Below are 18,763 nucleotides of genomic sequence, written 5' to 3'. Positions count from 1 at the left end.
TCCCCCGTGCTACTTGAAGTACTTGCCGAGCTCCGAGGCGGGCACCGCGGACCCGTTGCGGTTCCTGATGACGGCGGCGATCTCGGCGTCGTCGTTGGCGTGCCGCTTCTTGCTGTAGTCCAGGTGGTTCGAGATGTGGGCGCAGGCCTGACGGACCGCCTTCACCTGGCTCTCCCAGACCGTCAGCGTCGTCATCAGTTCGTCGCCCATGGTGAAGTTGGACTTCGACAGCGCCGATGCCGCCTGGTGCGTGGAACCGGCGTGGTCGGAGTTCATCCCGGAACCGGCGATGTCCACCTTCTTCACGAGGTCACCGTGCAGGACGAAGGCGTCATGTCCCACGGCGCCGAGGTCGTCCTGCTGTACGACCAGGTCGGGTGTGCCGCCGGTGCCCGGTCCTTGAGCGGGCGCCTGGTTCACCTGCATGTGCGTCGGCTGCCGGTCGGCAGCCTGAGCCTTCAACTGTTCCCACTCGTCCCACGCCATGGGTCCCCTCCTCCGTTGTCGTCAGCAGGACACGGCCATACCGGTTCTCTTCCGGTTCTCTTCCGCGCGGCGCTTTCGGGAGAAGCCGCGACGAAGCCCTCAGCCAGTCTCCGGCCCCACCGGACCGGAAACAGCCGGTACGGTCAGAAAGCCTCCTCCGTCACCAATCCCGTCTGCACCAGCGGCCGTCCCCGTCGCCGGGAGACGAACACGCCTCGTCCCGGAGGCATCGGACGCGGACGCACGCCGCCCAGCAGGTCGCCCTCGGCCGGATCACCGCTGAGGACGACGCCCTGCGCGCCGAGTTCCTTCAGCCGCTGCATGAAGGGCTCGTATCCGGAGCGGCTCGCGCCCGCGGTGGAACGGGCGATGATGAAGCGCACGCCGACGTCCCGGGCGAGGGGGAGCGACTCGGTCAGGCCGGCCAGGGGGTTGCCGCTCGACGTGGCCACCAGGTCGAAGTCGTCGATGACGATGTAGACCGTCGGCCCCTGCCACCAACTGCGGTCGCGCAGCTGCTGCGGCGTGACGTCCGCGGTCGGTGTGCGCCGCTGCATCAGTTCGGCCAGCGCGTCCATGTGGTGTTGCATCTGGTTCGACATGGGGACGTACTCGGCCAGGTGCGAGGACGGGGTCACGCCCAGCAGGGAACGCCGGTTGTCGATGACGAAGAGCTTGCAGCTGTCGCCGTCGTAGCGCTCGGTCAGGCGCCGGATGAGCAGCTTCAACAGGTTCGACTTGCCGGACTCGCTCTCCCCGAACACCAGGAAGAAGGGATCCTGCTCGAAGTCGACGAACACCGGTTCCAGGTTGTCCTCGTCGAGCGCGAAGGAGATCCCCTGGCGGGGGAACCGGTCGCCGGGAGGGAGCTGGTGGGCCGGGAACTCCCTCGGCAGCAGGCGCACCGCGGGAGCACCGGGCTGCTGCCAGTGCCGGGCCACCTCGGTCCCGAGCGCCTGGGTCGCCTCCGCGAGGTCCGTGTCGGAGGACAGGCCGTCCATCCGCGGGACCGCGGCCATGAAGTGCTGCTTCTGCGGGGTCTGGCCGCGGCCGGGCACCCCTGTCGGCACGTTGGCCGCGACCTTGCGGTCGAACTCGGAGTCCATGGGGTCGCCGAGCCGCAGCTCCAGGCGGTTCATCAGCTGGTCCTTGAGGTTGCCGCGGACCTCCATGGAGCGGGAAGCGGTGAGGATCAGGTGGATGCCGTAGCCGAGGCCGCGCGTCGCGATGTCCAGCACGACCGGCTCCAGCGCGTCGTAGTCCGTGCGGAAGTTCCCCCAGCCGTCGATGACCAGGAAGACGTCGCCCCAGGGCTGGTCGGTGACGGAGATGTCGCCCCGCGCACGCCGGGCACGGAACTCGGCGATCGAGGAGATGCCCGCCGTGCGGAAGTACTCCTCCCGGCGCGTCATGACGCCGTACACCTCGGCCGTCGTACGCCGCACCTTCTCGGGGTCCAGGCGCGACGCCACCCCGCCCACGTGCGGGAGTCCCGCCACGGCGGACAGACCGCCACCACCGAAGTCCAGTCCGTAGAACTGCACCTCGTGCGGAGTGTGGGTGAGCGCGAAGGAGGCGATGACCGAGCGGAGCAGCGTCGACTTCCCGGACTGCGGACCGCCCAGGATCTGCATGTGGCCGGCCGCACCGCCGAAGTCCAGCCACAGGGGGTCGCGGCGCTGCTCGTACGGCTTGTCGACGAGGCCGACCGGGACGACGAGCCGGCCCGCGCCCTCGTAGCCGGGCTGGGTCAGGCCACGGCCGGGCACCTCGGCGAGGCCGGGCAACAGCGCGTCGAGTGACGGCGGGGTGTCCAGTGGAGGCAGCCACACCTGGTGCGCCGCCGGGCCCTGCGCCTCCAGGCGCCGCACGACGACGTCGAGGACGGTGTCGGCGAGTGCGTCGTCCGGTTCCCCGTTCGTCACGCCACCGGACGCATCATGCTGTTGCGGAACCGCCGCGTACCGCACCGGAACCCGCGCGGCCGTGAACAGCACGGGCCGGCGGTCGACGGGCAGGGGACCGCCGTGCGACGCTGCCCGGTCGACGCCCGAGCGGTACACACCGGAGACATACGCGGCCTTGAAGCGCACCATCTCGTCCGTACCGAACTTCAGGAAGCCGGAGCCGGGCACGTTCGGCAGCTCATAGGCGTCCGGGACGCCGAGTGCCGCCCGCGACTCGGCCGCCGAGAACGTGCGCAGACCGATCCGGTACGACAGATAGGTCTCGAGTCCGCGCAGCCGGCCCTCCTCCAGCCGCTGCGAGGCGAGCAGCAGGTGTACGCCCAGCGACCGGCCGATGCGGCCGATCTGCACGAACATCTCGATGAAGTCCGGCTTCGCGGTGAGCAGTTCGCTGAACTCGTCGATCACCAGGACGAGGGACGGGATCGGCTGCAGCGGGGCACCCGCGGCGCGGGCCTTCTCGTAGGCGTGGATGTTGGCGTAGTTGCCCGCGTCACGGAGCATCTCCTGGCGGCGGTTGAGCTCACCGCGGATGGAGTCCCCCATCCGGTCGACGAGGGTCAGGTCGTCGGCCAGATTGGTGATCACGGCCGCCACATGCGGCAGTTGGGCCATGCCCGCGAAGGTGGCGCCGCCCTTGAAGTCCGCCAGTACGAAGTTGAGGGTCTCGGAGGAGTGGGTCACGGCGAGGCCGAGCACCAGGGTGCGCAGCAACTCCGACTTTCCGGAACCGGTCGCGCCGACGCACAGGCCGTGGGGGCCCATGCCCTCCTGCGCCGCCTCCTTGAGGTCGAGCATCACGGGCCGGCCGTCCTCGCCGACGCCGATCGGCACCCGCAGCCGCTCGGACTGCGAGCGCGGTCGCCATGTCCGCCGCGGGTCCACCGCGGCGGCGTCACCCAGATTCAGCAGGTCGGTGAAGTCCAGGTTGGCCAGGAGCGGTTCGTCGTCGTCCCCGCCCGACGCCATGCGCAGGGGGGCGAGCTGCCGGGCCAGAGCCTCCGCGGCCTCGTACGAGAGGACGTCGGGAATGCCCTCGTAGATCATGCCGTGCGCCGCCTCGAGGCGCAGATCCTTCGGACGGACGGTGATGGAGAGGTCGCCGCGTCCGGCCGTGAGGTTACCGGGCACGACCTCCAGCACGGTCACGCCCTGCAGGCCCTCCGGACTCGCCAGCAGCGACGTCGGCGGCAGCGAGACGCCGTCGAGCACGACGACCAGGTGCGGCTGTTCGGGCACGGGCGGCCCACCCGGGTGGAAGCGCGGACGGCCCTGGAGACGGGACGAGAGCAGCTCCTCCAGAAACATCGGGTCGGTCGTGACGAGACGCACGCTGCCGGCGCCGTCCGCGGCCGTCGGACACTGCACGTGGGGCAGCCACTTGGCCCACTCCCATTCGGGTGCCGACTCACGTCCGGTGGCGACGGCGATGACCAGGTCGTCGGGGGAGTGCAGCGAGGCCAGGGAGGCGGTGACGGCACGGGCCGTGCCGTGCACGCTCTTCGGTTCGCCGCTGAGCGTCACGTGGTAGAAGGCGCGCAGGGAGACCGCCATCGGGAGGTCGTCGAGGGTGCTGTGGGTGGCCGCCAGGCGCTGCATGGCCCCGGCGGTCAACGGTTCCAACTGGTCCACCGGAGCGGTCTCCGGCGAAATCAGGGGAGTGGCCAGGGCCTGTGGGCCCAGACCCACTCGCACCTGCCCGAAGTCCGCGTCACCGGCGCGCCGTTCCCAGACCCGGCTGCCCTCGGCGACCAGGGCCCACAGTTGCTCCGGTGAAGGGTGCAGATAGTACTGGGCGTCGCGCTGGGCCTTCGCGGTCTCCTGGGCGGCGAACCGGACCTGGGACAGGTACCTGAGGTAGTCCCGGCGCAGGTCCGCCAGCTGACCCTGGTTGCCGCGACGGTAGCGAACCAGCATCGCGACGCCCATGGCGATGGTGGAGGCCACCATCACCATGCCCATGATCTTCATGAACGGCTGGGCCTGGGGGTTGAAGAAGAACACCACGGACCCGCCCATGCCGAGCATGGGCAGGAGTTGCATCAAGGCGCCCTCCTGCTGACCGCGCGGCAGTTCCGGAGGCGGTTGCAGCACTACTTCGTTCGTGGGCACGTCCTTCGGCAGCGCACGCGGTGGGCGCTTGACGACGATGTGACTCACTCGCACCAATTCCCTTGCCGAGCCGATCCGTTCCGTCAGCCGCCCCGTGTCCGGCGAACGTCGATCGCGTTGCGCGATCCTACTGACAGCCGCTGACGGCCGTGGACGGTAGGGTGCCGTGAGGCGCGTGAGCAGTTGCGAACAAGCCCACTGAAGTCCGTGCACCGCCCGACAGTCCGTGCACCGGGCGGCACGTGGCACACGTGCGGTCCGTGCGGAGTGCGACAGGTGGCCCACGTGCGGCACGTGGCACTCGTGCGGTCCGTCGGCTCGCCTCCGAGGGGTGGTCGGCGGACAGATCGGCAGATCGGCAGATCGGACGAAAGTACCGCCCAGGGCCGTGCGCGACGGTACACGCCGGTCCGCAGTACCGACGAGGGGGAACAGCAGGTGAGCATGACGGCCTCCACGCCGGCCGGTACGGCCGGCGGACCGGGCACCGGAGCCCCGTCCGGGGCAGGCACGGGATTCGGCTTCTGCCGGGTCACCATCGTGGCACCCGACAGCCGTATCGACGTGGCGCTGCCGGACGACGTGCCGGTCGCCGACCTGTACCCGGAGATCCTGCGGTTCTCCCAGCAGAGTCCCGCCGAGGGCGCACCGGTCGGCTACCACCTCGTACGCCGCGACGGGACCGTCCTCGACAGCGCCCGGTCCTTCGCGGCCCAGCGCATCCTGGACGGCGAACTGCTCACGCTGCGCCCGTTCTCCGAGTCGCTGCCACCCGCCGTCTTCGACGACGTGTCGGAGGCGGTGGCATCCGCCGTCAGCCGTGACCGCACCCTGTGGGACGGCGAACTGACCCGTGTCTCCGGTCTCGTGGCGGGCGGCGTCCTCCCGGCGCTGCTGGCGTTCGTGGCCTGGAGCTCCCAGGTCCGCCACGACATGCACGGTCTCCAGGGCATCCTTGCCGCGATCGCCGGCGTTCTGCTGACCACCTTCGCGTGCGTCCGTGCGCGTGTGTACGACGATCGTGGCTCCGCGGTCGCCCTGGGACTGGGGGCTCTGCCCAACATCGCCGTGGCCGGCTCGGGACTGCTGCCGCTCGCGGAGGGCCAGGGCATCGGACGGCTCCAGTTCCTCCTGGCGTGCGCGGCGGTGCTGGTCGCCTCCGTCCTGCTCGCCCTGGTGTCGCCGGGTGGCGACAGCCCCTTCGTGGCTTTCGTCCTCGCTTCCGCGATCGGCCTGCTCACGACGTTCCTCGCGATGCTGACACGGCTGGAGCCCATGGAGACGGCCGCCGTGTGCGCGCCCCTGGCGGTGTGCGCCCTCGCCTTCCTGCCGGGCCTGTCCGTGCGCTTCGCCCGGCTGCCCATCGGCTTCGAACCGCCCAGCGCGTCACGCGGTTCCTACCGGACGGAGGAGCAGGACGCCCCGGAACCCGTCGACACCCGGCGCATCGCCGCCCAGGCCCGCCGCGGCCACGAACTCCTCGTCGGACTCGTCGGTGGATGCGCCTTCGTGTCCGTGGGGGCGTCGGCCGTCCTCGGCTTCTCCGGCAACGTCTGGGCGCAGCTTCTCGCCCTGGCCACCGGCGTCGCGATGCTGATGCGCGCCCAGCTGTTCCGGTACACCGCTCAGGTCGCCCCCACTCTGGCGGCCGGACTCGCCTGTCTGGTCCTCCTCGGCCTGGGGCTCGCGGCGAACCCGCCGGCACACGACTGGCGCGACGCGATCCAGGGTGACACCACCGCCCTCGACGTTCGCAGCGTGTGGCTGACGGCGGCCGTGGCCGCGGCCATCGCCCTGGTCACCGCCATCGGTCTGATCGTCCCCCGTCGCGGCGTCACGCCCTTCTGGGGCCGGTTCATGGAGATCGCGGAAGTATTCGTCCTGCTGACGCTGGTCCCGCTGGCGCTTGCCGTCTTCGACGTCTACGCGGCGGCCCGGTCGATGACCGGTAACTGATTCCCCGCTCTCCGGTGGAGGGCGGGCAGGGGTCCCAGGTACGCATGGGCGGCACACGGAGTGCCGCCCGTCCCCGTCTCACCCGGCGTCGCGTCCGCCGTTCCGCGGGGCCGGCTCCAGGTCGAACTCCCCGTCCCGCGCCCCCAGCACGAACGCCCGCCACTCGGCCTCCGTGTACCGCAGCACCGTGTCCGGGTCGAGGGAGGACCGCATGGCCACGGCGCCGCCGGGCAGGTAGGCGATCTCCACCCGCTCCTCGTGTTCCTCGGTGCCCGGCGCGCTGTGCCATTCGGCGCCGGAGATGTCGAGGGCGTAGAGCTCGTTCTTCTCCCGCTCCTTGCGTGCCTTGGTCTCCTCAGCCGTCTCCGCCATGTCGCAGCGACCCCTTCCCGACGTACGAACGGTCCGAGCGATCACCTTAGTGGCCTCCCGCCTCCGACCTGGCCGGTTCGGCGGACCGGGCGAAAGGTGCCCGCAACCGCCTGGTACCCTGAGTGACGGCCGTTCGTGTACGCACCCCCGGAGCGATTCCCCGCCCTGGAGGCCGCGCCCAGCGGATCCCCGCCTTCCGAGTCATGGAAGACCCCCCGAGACGCAGACCGGGGGCACTCGGTGGCCACTCACAGACCATGAGGAGTACGCGTGTCGCTCGACGCCGCAGTGAAGAAGCAGATCATCTCCGAGTTCGGTACCAAGGAGGGTGACACCGGCTCTCCCGAGGTCCAGGTCGCTCTGCTGTCCCGTCGGATCTCCGACCTGACGCAGCACCTCAAGACCCACAAGCACGACCACCACTCCCGCCGTGGTCTGCTGATCCTCGTCGGTCAGCGCCGCCGGCTGCTGCAGTACCTCGCCAAGAAGGACATCCAGCGCTTCCGTGCGCTGGTCGACCGCCTCGGCATCCGCCGCGGTGCGGCGGGCGCCAAGTAGGACGCCGTGAAGGGAGCGGTTCCCGGAGAGATCAGGGGACCGCTCCCTTTGCCGTACGTGCGGAGTGTCACCTCCCCTTTGTAGTGTGGTGGCACAACGCAATACGTACGACTCGGTGTGATGACCCGTACCGCATCGGGTACGCGGTTCCATGGGCATCACCAAGGACGTCACCAGACGTCACGACGCACGAGGAGAAGCGCGCCCCGCCGCCGCCGGTCCTCGGTAGTGGCCCCCGGGAGAGTGAACCCCGGGTGCTTCGATCGAAGACCGGCCCGCACCAGTGGAGCGCTTCTCCGCCACCGTCCCCCCGCCACACGGGCGAGGAGGGACGAAAGACGACAAGTAACGGAGAAAACCTGGTGGAGAACGAGACCCACTACGCCGAGGCCGTCATCGACAACGGCTCCTTCGGCACCCGCACCATCCGCTTCGAGGCGGGCCGCCTGGCCCGGCAGGCCGCCGGTTCCGCCGTGGCGTACCTGGACGACGACACCATGGTGCTGTCGGCCACCACCGCCTCCAAGAACCCCAAGGAACAGCTCGACTTCTTCCCGCTCACGGTGGACGTCGAGGAGCGGATGTACGCGGCCGGCAAGATCCCCGGCTCCTTCTTCCGCCGGGAGGGCCGGCCCTCCGAGGACGCCATCCTCACCTGCCGCCTCATCGACCGCCCGCTGCGCCCGTCCTTCAAGAAGGGCCTGCGCAACGAGATCCAGGTCGTCGCCACGATCATGGCGCTCAACCCCGACCACCTGTACGACGTCGTGGCGATCAACGCCGCCTCCGCGTCCACGCAGCTGGCCGGTCTGCCCTTCTCCGGTCCGATCGGCGGCGTCCGCGTCGCGCTGATCAACGGCCAGTGGGTGGCCTTCCCGACCCACACCGAGCTCGAGGACGCCGTGTTCGACATGGTCGTCGCGGGCCGTGTCCTGGAGGACGGCGACGTCGCGATCATGATGGTCGAGGCCGAGGCCACCGAGAAGACCATCAAGCTGGTCGAGGGCGGCGCCGAGGCGCCCACCGAGGAGGTCGTCGCCGCCGGTCTGGACGCCGCGAAGCCCTTCATCAAGGTGCTCTGCAGGGCCCAGGCCGACCTCGCCGCGAAGGCCGCCAAGCCGACCGCCGAGTTCCCGATCTTCCTGGACTACCAGGACGACGTCTTCGAGGCGCTGACCGCCGCCGTCAAGCCCGAGCTCGCCCAGGCGCTCACCATCGCCGGCAAGCAGGAGCGCGAAGCCGAGCTGGACCGCGTCAAGGCGCTTGCCGCCGAGAAGCTCCTGCCGGAGTTCGAGGGTCGCGAGAAGGAGATCTCCGCCGCGTACCGCTCGCTCACCAAGCAGCTGGTCCGCGAGCGCGTGATCAAGGAGAAGAAGCGCATCGACGGCCGCGGTGTCACCGACATCCGCACCCTGGCCGCCGAGGTCGAGGCCATCCCGCGGGTGCACGGCTCGGCGCTGTTCGAGCGTGGCGAGACCCAGATCCTGGGCGTCACCACTCTCAACATGCTCCGCATGGAGCAGCAGCTGGACACCCTCTCCCCGGTGACCCGCAAGCGCTACATGCACAACTACAACTTCCCGCCGTACTCCACCGGTGAGACCGGCCGCGTCGGCTCCCCGAAGCGCCGCGAGATCGGCCACGGCGCCCTCGCCGAGCGCGCCCTGGTCCCGGTCCTGCCGGCGCGCGAGGAGTTCCCCTACGCGATCCGCCAGGTGTCCGAGGCGCTCGGCTCCAACGGCTCGACGTCCATGGGCTCGGTCTGCGCCTCCACCATGTCGATGCTGAACGCCGGTGTGCCGCTGAAGGCCCCGGTCGCCGGTATCGCCATGGGCCTGATCTCCCAGGAGATCGACGGCGAGACGCACTACGTCACCCTCACCGACATCCTCGGTGCGGAGGACGCCTTCGGCGACATGGACTTCAAGGTCGCCGGCACCAAGGAGTTCGTGACCGCCCTCCAGCTCGACACCAAGCTGGACGGCATCCCGGCCTCCGTCCTGGCCGCCGCCCTCAAGCAGGCCCGTGACGCCCGCCTCCACATCCTCGACGTGATGATGGAGGCGATCGACACCCCGGACGAGATGTCCCCCAACGCGCCGCGGATCATCACCGTGAAGATCCCGGTCGACAAGATCGGCGAGGTCATCGGCCCCAAGGGCAAGATGATCAACCAGATCCAGGAGGACACCGGCGCCGAGATCACCATCGAGGACGACGGCACCATCTACATCGGTGCCGCCGACGGCCCCTCCGCCGAGGCCGCCCGCACCACGATCAACGGCATCGCCAACCCGACGATGCCCGAGGTCGGCGAGCGCTACCTGGGCACGGTCGTGAAGACGACCACGTTCGGCGCCTTCGTCTCCCTCCTCCCCGGCAAGGACGGTCTGCTGCACATCTCGCAGATCCGCAAGCTGGCCGGCGGCAAGCGCGTGGAGAACGTCGAGGACGTCCTCGGCGTGGGCCACAAGGTCCAGGTCGAGATCGCCGAGATCGACTCCCGCGGCAAGCTCTCCCTCATCCCCGTGATCGAGGGCGAGGACTCCACCGACGACGACAAGAAGGACGACGCCGACCAGTGACGTCCCGTGGCTCGAAGGCGACGGCCCGCACCTCCTCGGAGGCGCGGGCCGTCGCCCGTACCCAAACCCTCATCAAGGGAGAGAACGGCATCGGCACGGTCCGCAAGACCACCCTCCCCGGCGGCCTGCGCATCGTCACCGAGACCCTGCCCTCGGTCCGCTCGGCGACCTTCGGCATCTGGGCCCACGTCGGCTCCCGCGACGAGACCCCGGCCCTGAACGGCGCCACCCACTACCTCGAGCACCTGCTCTTCAAGGGCACCGCCCGCCGGTCCGCCCTCGACATCTCCTCCGCCCTCGACGCCGTCGGCGGCGAGATGAACGCGTTCACGGCCAAGGAGTACACGTGCTACTACGCGCGCGTGCTCGACACCGACCTGCCGCTCGCCATCGACGTGGTCTGCGACATGCTCACCGGCTCGGTGATCCGCGAGGAGGACGTCGACGTCGAACGCGGCGCCATCCTCGAAGAGATCGCGATGACCGAGGACGACCCGGGCGACTGCGTGCACGACCTGTTCGCGCACACCATGTTCGGCGACAACCCCCTCGGCCGCCCGGTCCTCGGCACGGTCGACACGGTCAACGCCCTGACCGCCGACCGCATCCGCCGCTTCTACAAGAAGCACTACGACCCCACCCACCTCGTGGTCGCCTGCGCCGGCAACGTCGACCACCACAAGGTCGTACGCCAGGTCCGCGCCGCCTTCGAGAAGGCCGGCGCCCTGAAGAACCCGGACGCCGAGCCGATCGCCCCGCGCGACGGCCGGCGCGCCCTGCGCACCGCGGGCCGCGTCGAGCTCGTCGGCCGCAGGACGGAGCAGGCGCACATCGTCCTCGGCATGCCGGGCCTGGCCCGCACCGACGAGCGGCGCTGGGCCCTCGGCGTGCTCAACACCGCCCTCGGCGGCGGCATGTCCTCCCGCCTCTTCCAGGAGGTCCGGGAGAAGCGCGGGCTGGCCTACAGCGTGTACTCGTACACCTCCGGCTTCGCCGACTGCGGCCTGTTCGGCGTGTACGCGGGCTGCCGGCCCTCCCAGGTGCACGACGTGCTGAGGATCTGCCGCGACGAACTCGACCGGGTCGCCGGGAACGGCCTTCCGGACGACGAGATCGAGCGGGCCATCGGCCAGCTCCGGGGCTCCACGGTCCTCGGCCTGGAGGACACCGGCGCGCTGATGAACCGGATCGGCAAGAGCGAGCTGTGCTGGGGCGAGCAGATGTCGGTCGACGACATGCTGGTCCGGATAGCCTCGGTCACCCCGGACGACGTCCGCTCGGTCGCCCGCGACATCCTGGGACGGCGGCCCTCCCTGTCGGTCATCGGCCCGCTCAAGGACAAGCAGGCGTCCCGGCTGCACGACGCCGTCGCCTGACCCACTCCGGTAAGGGAGCAACGAACATGAGCAAGCTGCGCGTGGCGGTCCTCGGCGCCAACGGCCGGATCGGTTCCGAGGCGGTACGGGCGGTCGAGGCCGCCGACGACATGGAGCTGGTGGCCGCCCTGGGCCGGGGCGACAAGCTGGAGACCCTCGCGGAGACCGGCGCCCAGGTCGCCGTGGAGCTGACCACCCCCGCCTCGGTCATGGGCAACCTCGACTTCTGCGTACGCCACGGCATCCACGCGGTCGTCGGCACCACCGGCTGGACCGACGACCGCCTCGCCCAGCTGAAGGGCTGGCTGGACCAGTCCCCGGAGACGGGCGTGCTCATCGCGCCGAACTTCTCCATCGGCGCCGTGCTCACCATGAAGTTCGCGCAGATCGCCGCCCCGTACTTCGAGTCCGTCGAGGTCGTCGAGCTGCACCACCCCAACAAGGTGGACGCCCCCAGCGGCACCGCCACCCGCACCGCCCAGCTCATCGCCGAGGCCCGACGCCGGGCGGGCACCGCCCCGGCCCCGGACGCCACGACCACCGCTCTCGACGGCGCGCGCGGCGCCGACGTGGACGGGGTCCCGGTGCACGCGGTCCGGCTGCGCGGCCTGCTCGCCCACCAGGAGGTCCTGCTCGGCGGTGAGGGCGAGACCCTCACCGTGCGCCACGACTCCCTGCACCACAGCAGCTTCATGCCGGGCATCCTGCTCGGTGCCCGCCGCGTGGTGACCACTCCCGGCCTGACCTTCGGCCTGGAACACTTCCTCGATCTGAACTGAGCCCGGGCCGACCCATGCGCGCCAAGATCTCCTACGCCGTCACGGCCGCCGTCCTGGTCGTCTACTTCGTCCTGGTCGGCAGCCGCGGTGTGCTGCTCGTCGAGGCCGGCACGCCCCTCACCGTCACCTTCGGCGTCGCGGTGCTGATCCTGCCGGTCATCGGGGTGTGGTTCCTGTGGAAGAACACCGAGTTCGTCCGGGACGCCAACCGGCTCGCCGCGCTCCTGGACGCCGAGGGCGGACTGCCCGTCGACGAGCTGAAGCGCCTGCCCAGCGGCCGGGTCGACCGCGACTCGGCCGACGAGGTCTTCGCCCGGCGCAAGGCCGAGACGGAGGACGCCCCCGACGACTGGCGCACCTGGTTCCGGCTCGCCGTCGCCTACCACGACGCCCGCGACACCCCGCGCGCCCGCAAGGCGATGCAGCGGGCGATCAGCCTGCACAAGACCGCCCCCTGACCCCGGGCCGGCGCGGGCCCACGGGGGCTCGGGGACTCAGTCGCGCCGGTACTCGGCGGCCCACACCTCCACGGAGTCGGCCGCACGGTCGAAGGCCGACCGGTCCCGGCCGAGGAAGTCCGCGTTGTGCGAGGTCAGCAGCGGAGGCGCGGAATCCGTCGAACGCCCCCGCCGGGCGAGGACCAGCGCCTGCCCCTGCACCGTCCGCGGCAGCCCCAGCCAGCGCACCGGCTGCTGCACCGTCCGCGCGGCGACGACCTGCTCCCAGGGCGTCGTGCGCGTGGTGAGGAAGACGACGTGGCGCAGCCCCCGGGCGCTCACCCACACACCCATGCGCAGCAGCCGCAGCGCGGCCGCGACGACGGCCAGCGCGAGGGCGAACACCGTCCCGGCCGACGAGAGCTCCGCCGTCGCCGCGATGATCACCGCGGCGAACAGCACGAACGAGGCGAGCAGCAGCAGGAGCGCCGCCGCCCCCACGCGCCACGGACCGGGACGGTACGGCCGCCGCCAGCGGTCCCGGTCTTCATACGGCAGGGCGACATCGTCCGCCGTGTCGAACGCGCGGTCGGCCGTCAGGAAGGGCAGGGGCACGGCTGGTCCTCACTCGATCCATGCATGGGCTGTGCCCGGTGAGGCTACCGATCTGTGTCCCCGGTCACCACCTCCGGGGTCCGCCTGGCGCCCCTGCCGCGGAACGGGGCGGATCAGCGCCCGTCGGACGCCTGCGACTGCCGCGTCTCCGCGCCCGAGGGGCCGGTGGACAGCGCCGGCATCCCGATGACCAGGGAACCCACCAGCCCGGCGACGACAGTGAGCCCCAGCAGCCAGCGCCCGGCCAGCTGACCGGCGGAGGCCCGCTCGCGCGGCGGCGGGGTGACATTGCTGCGGAATCTGTCGGCCTCGGCGACGAAGGCGAACGGTACGGGTTCACGCCGACCGGACATCTGAGGTGCGTCTCCCTTCCGGGATCGAACGGATCACTGTCACCGGCACAGACGAACGGCGGCCCCGGAAGGTGCCCGCTTTCACCGACTTCGCAGAAGTTCGCCGCCGTTCACCGCCGTATGCCGCGTCCTGGTGCCGAAGAACCCCTTGCCGATGCGGCGTCGTAGAGTGGGCGCCGCCGAGAGACGTGATGGAAGGACCCCCCGCGCCGTGACCGACACCCCCGCCGACGACCTCAAGCCCGACTTCCGCAGCGATGTGACCGTCGAGCTGGTCAAGCACACCGCGTCCGACGCCGACGTGCTGTTCGCCGCCCGAGTCTCGACCATCGGCGAGCAGTCCCTGGCGGAGCTCGACAAGGACCCCGAGCGCTCCAAGGGCCTGATCAACTACCTGATGCGGGACCGGCACGGCAGCCCCTTCGAGCACAACTCGATGACCTTCTTCGTCAACGCCCCGATCTTCGTCTTCCGCGAGTTCATGCGGCACCGTGTGGGCTGGTGCATCGCCGGCGACACCGAAATCACCCTGGAGAGCGAAGCGGGTAACCTCCGGCGGCGCACCATCGCCGAGCTGTACGGGCTCTGGCACGCCGGTGCCGAGGACCGGCTGCCGCACTCCGCGGGCGGCGTCACCTGGCACGGCCGGGCCGGCAAGTGGACGGCACGGGTCAGGCACGGTGGGACCGATCATTATCTGGGGCTGTACGAGAACCGGGAGGCGGCCGAGTCGGCCGTGGCGGAGTTCCGGGAGCAGCACCCCGGCACCCGCCTGCGCAAGCTCGAGTCGGTGCGCCGCGACCACGTCCGCTGTTACGACGAGGAGACGCTGCTCGCGCAGCGGGCCAGGATCGTCGACGTGATCCAGTCCGGGGTCAAGCCTCTGGTCAGGATCACCACGGCTTCGGGGAAGGTACTCCGCTGCACGGTCGACCACGCGGTGTTCACTCCCGAGGGATGGTGCAAGGCGGGGGAGCTCGCCGTGGGCGACGCGGTCATGGTGGCGGGCACCGGCCCGGGTCCGTCCGAAGCCCCGGTTCCGCCCGGTCTGCGGCGAGGGATCGGAGTGTGGACCGCCATGCAGCGGGAGCGCCTGATCAAGGAGGTCGACACCTGTCATCTCTGTGGCCGGGACTTCCCCCGTGACCAGCTCGCCCTCGACCACGTGGTCCCTGTGGCGCGCGACCTGGTCCAGGCTCTCGACGAGCGGAACCTCGCCCCCGCGTGCGAGCCCTGCCACGTGACCAGGAGCGGTGGCGAACAGGCGCTGGCGCGGCGCGCGGGCAAGGTCGCGAAGACGGTCCCGGACCGGGTCGTCGACATCGTGGATGACGGCGAGGAGATGACCTACGACCTCTCCGTCGAGGGCCCGTGGCACAACTTCCTCGCCAACGGCATCGTCGTCCACAATTCGTACAACGAGGAGTCCGGCCGTTACCGCGAGCTCCAGCCGGTCTTCTACGTGCCGGACGAGTCCCGCAAGCTGGTACAGGAGGGCCGGCCCGGCAAGTACCGCTTCGTCGAGGGCACCGCGGCCCAACAGGAGCTGGTGGGCCGTGTCATGCAGGACTCCTACCGGCAGGCGTACGAGGCCTACCAGGAGATGCTCGCGGCCGGTGTCGCACGCGAGGTGGCCAGGTCGACGCTCCCGGTGGGCCTGTACTCCTCGATGTACGCCACCTGCAACGCCCGCTCGCTGATGCACTTCCTCGGCCTGCGCACCCAGCACGAGCTGGCGAAGGTGCCCTCGTACCCGCAGCGGGAGATCGAGATGGTCGGGGAGAAGATGGAGGCCGAGTGGGCTCGTCTCATGCCGCTCACCCACGCCGCCTTCAACGCCAACGGGCGCGTGGCCCCGTGAGGAGCTCCGTTCCGGCCGGCGGGGACACGTGTGCGGATCAACCGCGCGAGGTGTCCGTATTGCGGCATTTCGCGAAGTTCATCTAGCCTGATCAAACGGGCCCGGCACTGCCTGAACCCCCGAGCAGGCAGTGCCGGGCTCTCCCTGTCGTCGCACCTCGTCGCCTCCCCCTAGGGAAGACCCCGAGCTGAGCAACGAGTAGCGTGTAGCCCATGGCTCCGACCTCCACTCCGCAGACCCCCTTCGGGCGGGTCCTCACCGCCATGGTCACGCCCTTCACGGCGGACGGCGCACTCGACCTCGACGGCGCACAGCGGCTCGCCACCCACCTGGTGGACGCAGGCAACGACGGCCTGATCGTCAACGGCACCACCGGCGAGTCCCCCACCACCAGCGACGCGGAGAAATCGGATCTCGTACGAGCGGTCCTGGAGGCCGTCGGCGACCGCGCCCACGTCGTGGCCGGAGTCGGCACCAACGACACCCGCCACAGCACCGAACTGGCCCGCGCCGCGGAGCGCGCCGGCGCGCACGGCCTCCTGGTCGTCACCCCGTACTACAACAAGCCCCCGCAGGAGGGCCTCTACCGGCACTTCACGGCCGTCGCCGACGCGACGCCGCTGCCGGTCATGCTCTACGACATCCCCGGCCGCAGCGGTGTCCCGATCAGCACGGAGACGCTCGTCCGCCTCGCCGAGCACCCCCGCATCGTCGCCAACAAGGACGCCAAGGGCGACCTCGGCCGCGCCGGCTGGGCCATCGCGCGCTCCGGCCTCGCCTGGTACTCCGGCGACGACATGCTCAACCTGCCCCTGCTCTCCATCGGAGCGGTCGGCTTCGTCTCGGTCGTCGGCCACCTCGTCACCCCGGAGCTGCGTGCCCTGGTCGAGGCGTACACCTCCGGGGACGTCCAGAAGGCCACCGAGATCCACCAGAAGCTGCTCCCGGTCTACACCGGCATGTTCCGCACCCAGGGCGTCATGACCACCAAGGCCGCGCTCACCCTCAAGGGTCTGCCCGCCGGCCCCCTGCGCGCCCCCATGGCCGAGTGCACGCCGGAAGAGACCGAGCAGCTCAAGATCGACCTTGCCGCCGGCGGGGTACAGCTCCAGTAACCAGGCTTCGCGCGACCGCTCGCGCAGACGGACTTCACAACTGAACAGGCGGGCCACCGGTGCCCGTACAGCACAACGACAACTGCTTCTGCACGAACGTCACGCGCGCCACGTGCCCCACCGGTACGTGGCGCGCGTGTGTGAGGAGAGTCTTTTGAGTCATCCGCATCCTGAACTCGGCTCACCGCCACCGCTCCCCGAGGGCGGTCTGCGCGTCACCCCGCTCGGCGGTCTCGGGGAGATCGGCCGCAACATGACGGTCTTCGAGTACGGGGGTCGCCTGCTGATCGTCGACTGCGGAGTGCTCTTCCCCGAGGAGGAGCAGCCCGGGATCGACCTGATCCTGCCGGACTTCTCGTCCGTCCGGGACCGCCTCGACGACATCGAGGGCATCGTTCTCACCCACGGCCACGAGGACCACATCGGCGGCGTCCCCTTCCTCCTGCGCGAGAAGCCCGACATCCCGCTGATCGGCTCCAAGCTCACCCTCGCCCTCATCGAGGCGAAGCTCCAGGAGCACCGCATCCGCCCCTACACCCTCGAGGTGGTCGAGGGGCACCGCGAGCGCATCGGGCCCTTCGACTGCGAGTTCATCGCGGTCAACCACTCGATCCCCGACGCCCTCGCCGTCGCGATCCGCACCCCCGCCGGCCTGGCCGTGCACACCGGCGACTTCAAGATGGACCAGCTGCCGCTGGACAACCGCCTCACGGATCTGCACGCGTTCGCCAGACTCAGCGAGGAGGGCATCGACCTCCTCCTCGCCGACTCGACGAACGCCGAGGTCCCGGGTTTCGTCCCGCCCGAGCGCGACATCTCGGGCGTGCTGCGCCAGGTGTTCGCCGGCGCCCGCAAACGGATCATCGTCGCCAGCTTCGCCAGTCACGTCCACCGCATCCAGCAGATCCTGGACGCGGCGCACGAGTACGGCCGCCGGGTCGCGTTCGTCGGCCGCTCCATGGTCCGCAACATGGGCATCGCCCGCGACCTCGGCTATCTGAAGGTCCCGCCGGGCCTGGTCGTGGACGTCAAGACCCTGGACGACCTGCCGGACAGCGAGATCGTCCTGGTCTGCACGGGTTCCCAGGGCGAGCCGATGGCGGCCCTGTCCCGCATGGCCAACCGCGACCACCAGATCCGCATCGTCGACGGCGACACCGTGATCCTGGCGTCGTCGCTCATCCCCGGCAACGAGAACGCGGTCTACCGCGTCATCAACGGTCTGACCCGCTGGGGTGCCAACGTCGTGCACAAGGGCAACGCCAAGGTGCACGTCTCGGGCCACGCCTCGGCCGGTGAACTGCTGTACTTCTACAACATCTGCCGTCCGAAGAACCTGATGCCGGTGCACGGCGAGTGGCGCCATCTGCGCGCCAACGCGGAACTGGGCGCACTGACGGGTGTCCCGCACGACCGCATCGTCATCGCGGAGGACGGCGTGGTCGTCGACCTCGTCGAGGGCAGAGCCAGGATCTCCGGCAAGGTCCAGGCGGGATACGTCTACGTCGACGGCCTCTCCGTCGGCGATGTCGGCGAGCCGGCTCTCAAGGACCGCAAGATCCTGGGTGACGAGGGCATCGTCTCGGTCTTCGTGGTCATCGACTCGTCCACCGGCAAGATCACCGGTGGCCCGCACGTCCAGGCCCGCGGCTCCGGCATCGAGGACTCCGCCTTCGGCGAGGTGATCCCGAAGATCACGGAAGCCCTGGAGCGCTCCGCCCGGGACGGTGTCGTCGAACCGCACCAGATGCAGCAGCTCATCAGGCGCACGCTGGGCAAGTGGGTCTCCGACACCTACCGGCGCCGGCCGATGATCCTGCCCGTGGTCGTGGAGGTCTGACGGTCCGTCGGGCGCCACGAGCGCCGGACAGGGAGCGGGGCGTCTCGATTTGCATCGGGGTGCTCCGCTCCAGTACGTTTACGACTCCCCCCGATCGGGCACCCGGCTACTTCGTAGGCCGGAACGAGTCCCGGAAGGGGCGGGGAATCCGACTCAGAACCTCTGATAAAGTCGGAGCCGCCGGAAAGGGAAACGCGAGAGCGGGAACCTGGAAAGCACCGAGGAAATCGGATCGAAAAGGATCTGATAGAGTCGAAGACACCGAAGGGAAGCCCGGAGGAAAGCCCGAGAGGGTGAGTACAAAGGAAGCGTCCGTTCCTTGAGAACTCAACAGCGTGCCAAAAGTCAACG

The 18,763-nt window shown here is 70.1% G+C and carries 14 protein-coding genes and 1 pseudogene; 10 read left to right on the top strand and 5 right to left on the bottom strand.

Going from position 1 to position 18,763, the window contains the following annotated elements; all coding sequences use genetic code 11:
* Nucleotides 1–9 precede the first annotated feature (9 nt).
* Nucleotides 10–486, bottom strand: coding sequence for a hypothetical protein (locus ACF07S_RS19780; RefSeq protein ID WP_391974674.1), 477 nt, complete (start codon nt 484–486; stop codon nt 10–12).
* 143 nt (nt 487–629) lie between these two features.
* Nucleotides 630–4,613, bottom strand: coding sequence for a type VII secretion protein EccCa (gene eccCa, locus ACF07S_RS19775; protein ID WP_391974673.1), 3,984 nt, complete (start codon nt 4,611–4,613; stop codon nt 630–632).
* A 396-nt stretch (nt 4,614–5,009) separates the two neighbouring features.
* On the opposite strand from eccCa, the gene eccD reads away from it, so the two are divergent.
* Nucleotides 5,010–6,521, top strand: a complete 1,512-nt coding sequence (gene eccD / locus ACF07S_RS19770) for a type VII secretion integral membrane protein EccD (protein WP_391974772.1) — start codon at nt 5,010–5,012, stop codon at nt 6,519–6,521.
* Nucleotides 6,522–6,599: 78 nt separating this feature from the next.
* Here the strand turns inward: eccD and ACF07S_RS19765 are convergent, their stop codons facing one another.
* Nucleotides 6,600–6,893, bottom strand: coding sequence for a DUF397 domain-containing protein (locus tag ACF07S_RS19765; RefSeq protein ID WP_391965555.1), 294 nt, complete (start codon nt 6,891–6,893; stop codon nt 6,600–6,602).
* Between the two features lie 270 nt (nt 6,894–7,163).
* On the opposite strand from ACF07S_RS19765, the gene rpsO reads away from it, so the two are divergent.
* The 5 genes from rpsO to ACF07S_RS19740 all read left to right on the top strand — a co-directional run bounded on the left by rpsO (nt 7,164) and on the right by ACF07S_RS19740 (nt 12,649).
* Nucleotides 7,164–7,451, top strand: a complete 288-nt coding sequence (rpsO, locus tag ACF07S_RS19760; protein ID WP_391965556.1) for a 30S ribosomal protein S15 — start codon at nt 7,164–7,166, stop codon at nt 7,449–7,451.
* Nucleotides 7,452–7,813: 362 nt separating this feature from the next.
* Nucleotides 7,814–10,036: a polyribonucleotide nucleotidyltransferase gene (locus ACF07S_RS19755; RefSeq protein WP_391965557.1), complete on the top strand. Its 2,223-nt coding sequence runs from the start codon at nt 7,814–7,816 to the stop codon at nt 10,034–10,036.
* Nucleotides 10,033–11,412 (top strand): M16 family metallopeptidase, encoded by a 1,380-nt coding sequence (locus ACF07S_RS19750; protein ID WP_391965558.1) that lies wholly within the window; start codon nt 10,033–10,035, stop codon nt 11,410–11,412. Before ACF07S_RS19755 ends, ACF07S_RS19750 begins: the two co-directional genes overlap by 4 nt.
* 26 nt (nt 11,413–11,438) lie before the next feature.
* Nucleotides 11,439–12,191 carry a 4-hydroxy-tetrahydrodipicolinate reductase gene (gene dapB / locus ACF07S_RS19745; RefSeq protein ID WP_391965559.1) on the top strand — a complete coding sequence of 251 codons (753 nt, stop codon included), beginning with the start codon at nt 11,439–11,441 and terminating at the stop codon, nt 12,189–12,191.
* 14 nt (nt 12,192–12,205) lie between these two features.
* Complete coding sequence (locus ACF07S_RS19740; protein WP_391965560.1) at nt 12,206–12,649, top strand: hypothetical protein; 444 nt, start codon at nt 12,206–12,208, stop codon at nt 12,647–12,649.
* Nucleotides 12,650–12,685: 36 nt separating this feature from the next.
* Here the strand turns inward: ACF07S_RS19740 and ACF07S_RS19735 are convergent, their stop codons facing one another.
* Both ACF07S_RS19735 and ACF07S_RS19730 read right to left on the bottom strand, forming a co-directional pair.
* A complete protein-coding gene (locus ACF07S_RS19735; protein ID WP_391965561.1) occupies nt 12,686–13,243 on the bottom strand; it encodes a hypothetical protein in 558 nt (185 codons plus the stop codon).
* A 113-nt stretch (nt 13,244–13,356) separates the two neighbouring features.
* The gene (locus ACF07S_RS19730) at nt 13,357–13,596 is read right to left on the bottom strand and encodes a hypothetical protein (protein ID WP_391965562.1); all 240 of its coding nucleotides are present in this window, start codon (nt 13,594–13,596) and stop codon (nt 13,357–13,359) included.
* A gap of 154 nt (nt 13,597–13,750) precedes the next feature.
* On the opposite strand from ACF07S_RS19730, the pseudogene ACF07S_RS19725 reads away from it, so the two are divergent.
* The 4 genes and pseudogenes from ACF07S_RS19725 to ACF07S_RS19710 form a co-directional block, all read left to right on the top strand.
* Nucleotides 13,751–14,032 (top strand): annotated as a pseudogene (locus ACF07S_RS19725) (FAD-dependent thymidylate synthase); the annotation flags it as partial.
* Nucleotides 14,033–15,457, top strand: coding sequence for an FAD-dependent thymidylate synthase (gene thyX, locus ACF07S_RS19720; RefSeq protein WP_391974771.1), 1,425 nt, complete (start codon nt 14,033–14,035; stop codon nt 15,455–15,457).
* Nucleotides 15,458–15,669: 212 nt separating this feature from the next.
* Nucleotides 15,670–16,572 (top strand): 4-hydroxy-tetrahydrodipicolinate synthase, encoded by a 903-nt coding sequence (gene dapA, locus ACF07S_RS19715; protein WP_391965563.1) that lies wholly within the window; start codon nt 15,670–15,672, stop codon nt 16,570–16,572.
* 154 nt (nt 16,573–16,726) lie between these two features.
* A complete protein-coding gene (locus tag ACF07S_RS19710) occupies nt 16,727–18,412 on the top strand; it encodes a ribonuclease J (RefSeq protein WP_391965564.1) in 1,686 nt (561 codons plus the stop codon).
* Nucleotides 18,413–18,763: the final 351 nt, after the last annotated feature.

This window comes from Streptomyces sp. NPDC016640 (assembly GCF_043076215.1).
In the GTDB taxonomy this organism is placed as follows: Bacteria; Actinomycetota; Actinomycetes; order Streptomycetales; family Streptomycetaceae; genus Streptomyces.
This window is presented reverse-complemented; position numbering and strand designations above follow the sequence as displayed.

Excerpts from the sequence above, each read along its gene's own strand:
- ACF07S_RS19780 (WP_391974674.1), bottom strand. The coding sequence starts at position 486 with ATGGCGTGGGACGAGTGGGAACAGTTGAAGGCTCAGGCTGCCGACCGG.
- eccD (WP_391974772.1), top strand. The coding sequence starts at position 5,010 with ATGACGGCCTCCACGCCGGCCGGTACGGCCGGCGGACCGGGCACCGGA.
- ACF07S_RS19765 (WP_391965555.1), bottom strand. The coding sequence starts at position 6,893 with ATGGCGGAGACGGCTGAGGAGACCAAGGCACGCAAGGAGCGGGAGAAG.
- dapB (WP_391965559.1), top strand. The coding sequence starts at position 11,439 with ATGAGCAAGCTGCGCGTGGCGGTCCTCGGCGCCAACGGCCGGATCGGT.
- ACF07S_RS19740 (WP_391965560.1), top strand. The coding sequence starts at position 12,206 with ATGCGCGCCAAGATCTCCTACGCCGTCACGGCCGCCGTCCTGGTCGTC.
- ACF07S_RS19730 (WP_391965562.1), bottom strand. The coding sequence starts at position 13,596 with ATGTCCGGTCGGCGTGAACCCGTACCGTTCGCCTTCGTCGCCGAGGCC.
- thyX (WP_391974771.1), top strand. The coding sequence starts at position 14,033 with ATGACCTTCTTCGTCAACGCCCCGATCTTCGTCTTCCGCGAGTTCATG.
- dapA (WP_391965563.1), top strand. The coding sequence starts at position 15,670 with ATGGCTCCGACCTCCACTCCGCAGACCCCCTTCGGGCGGGTCCTCACC.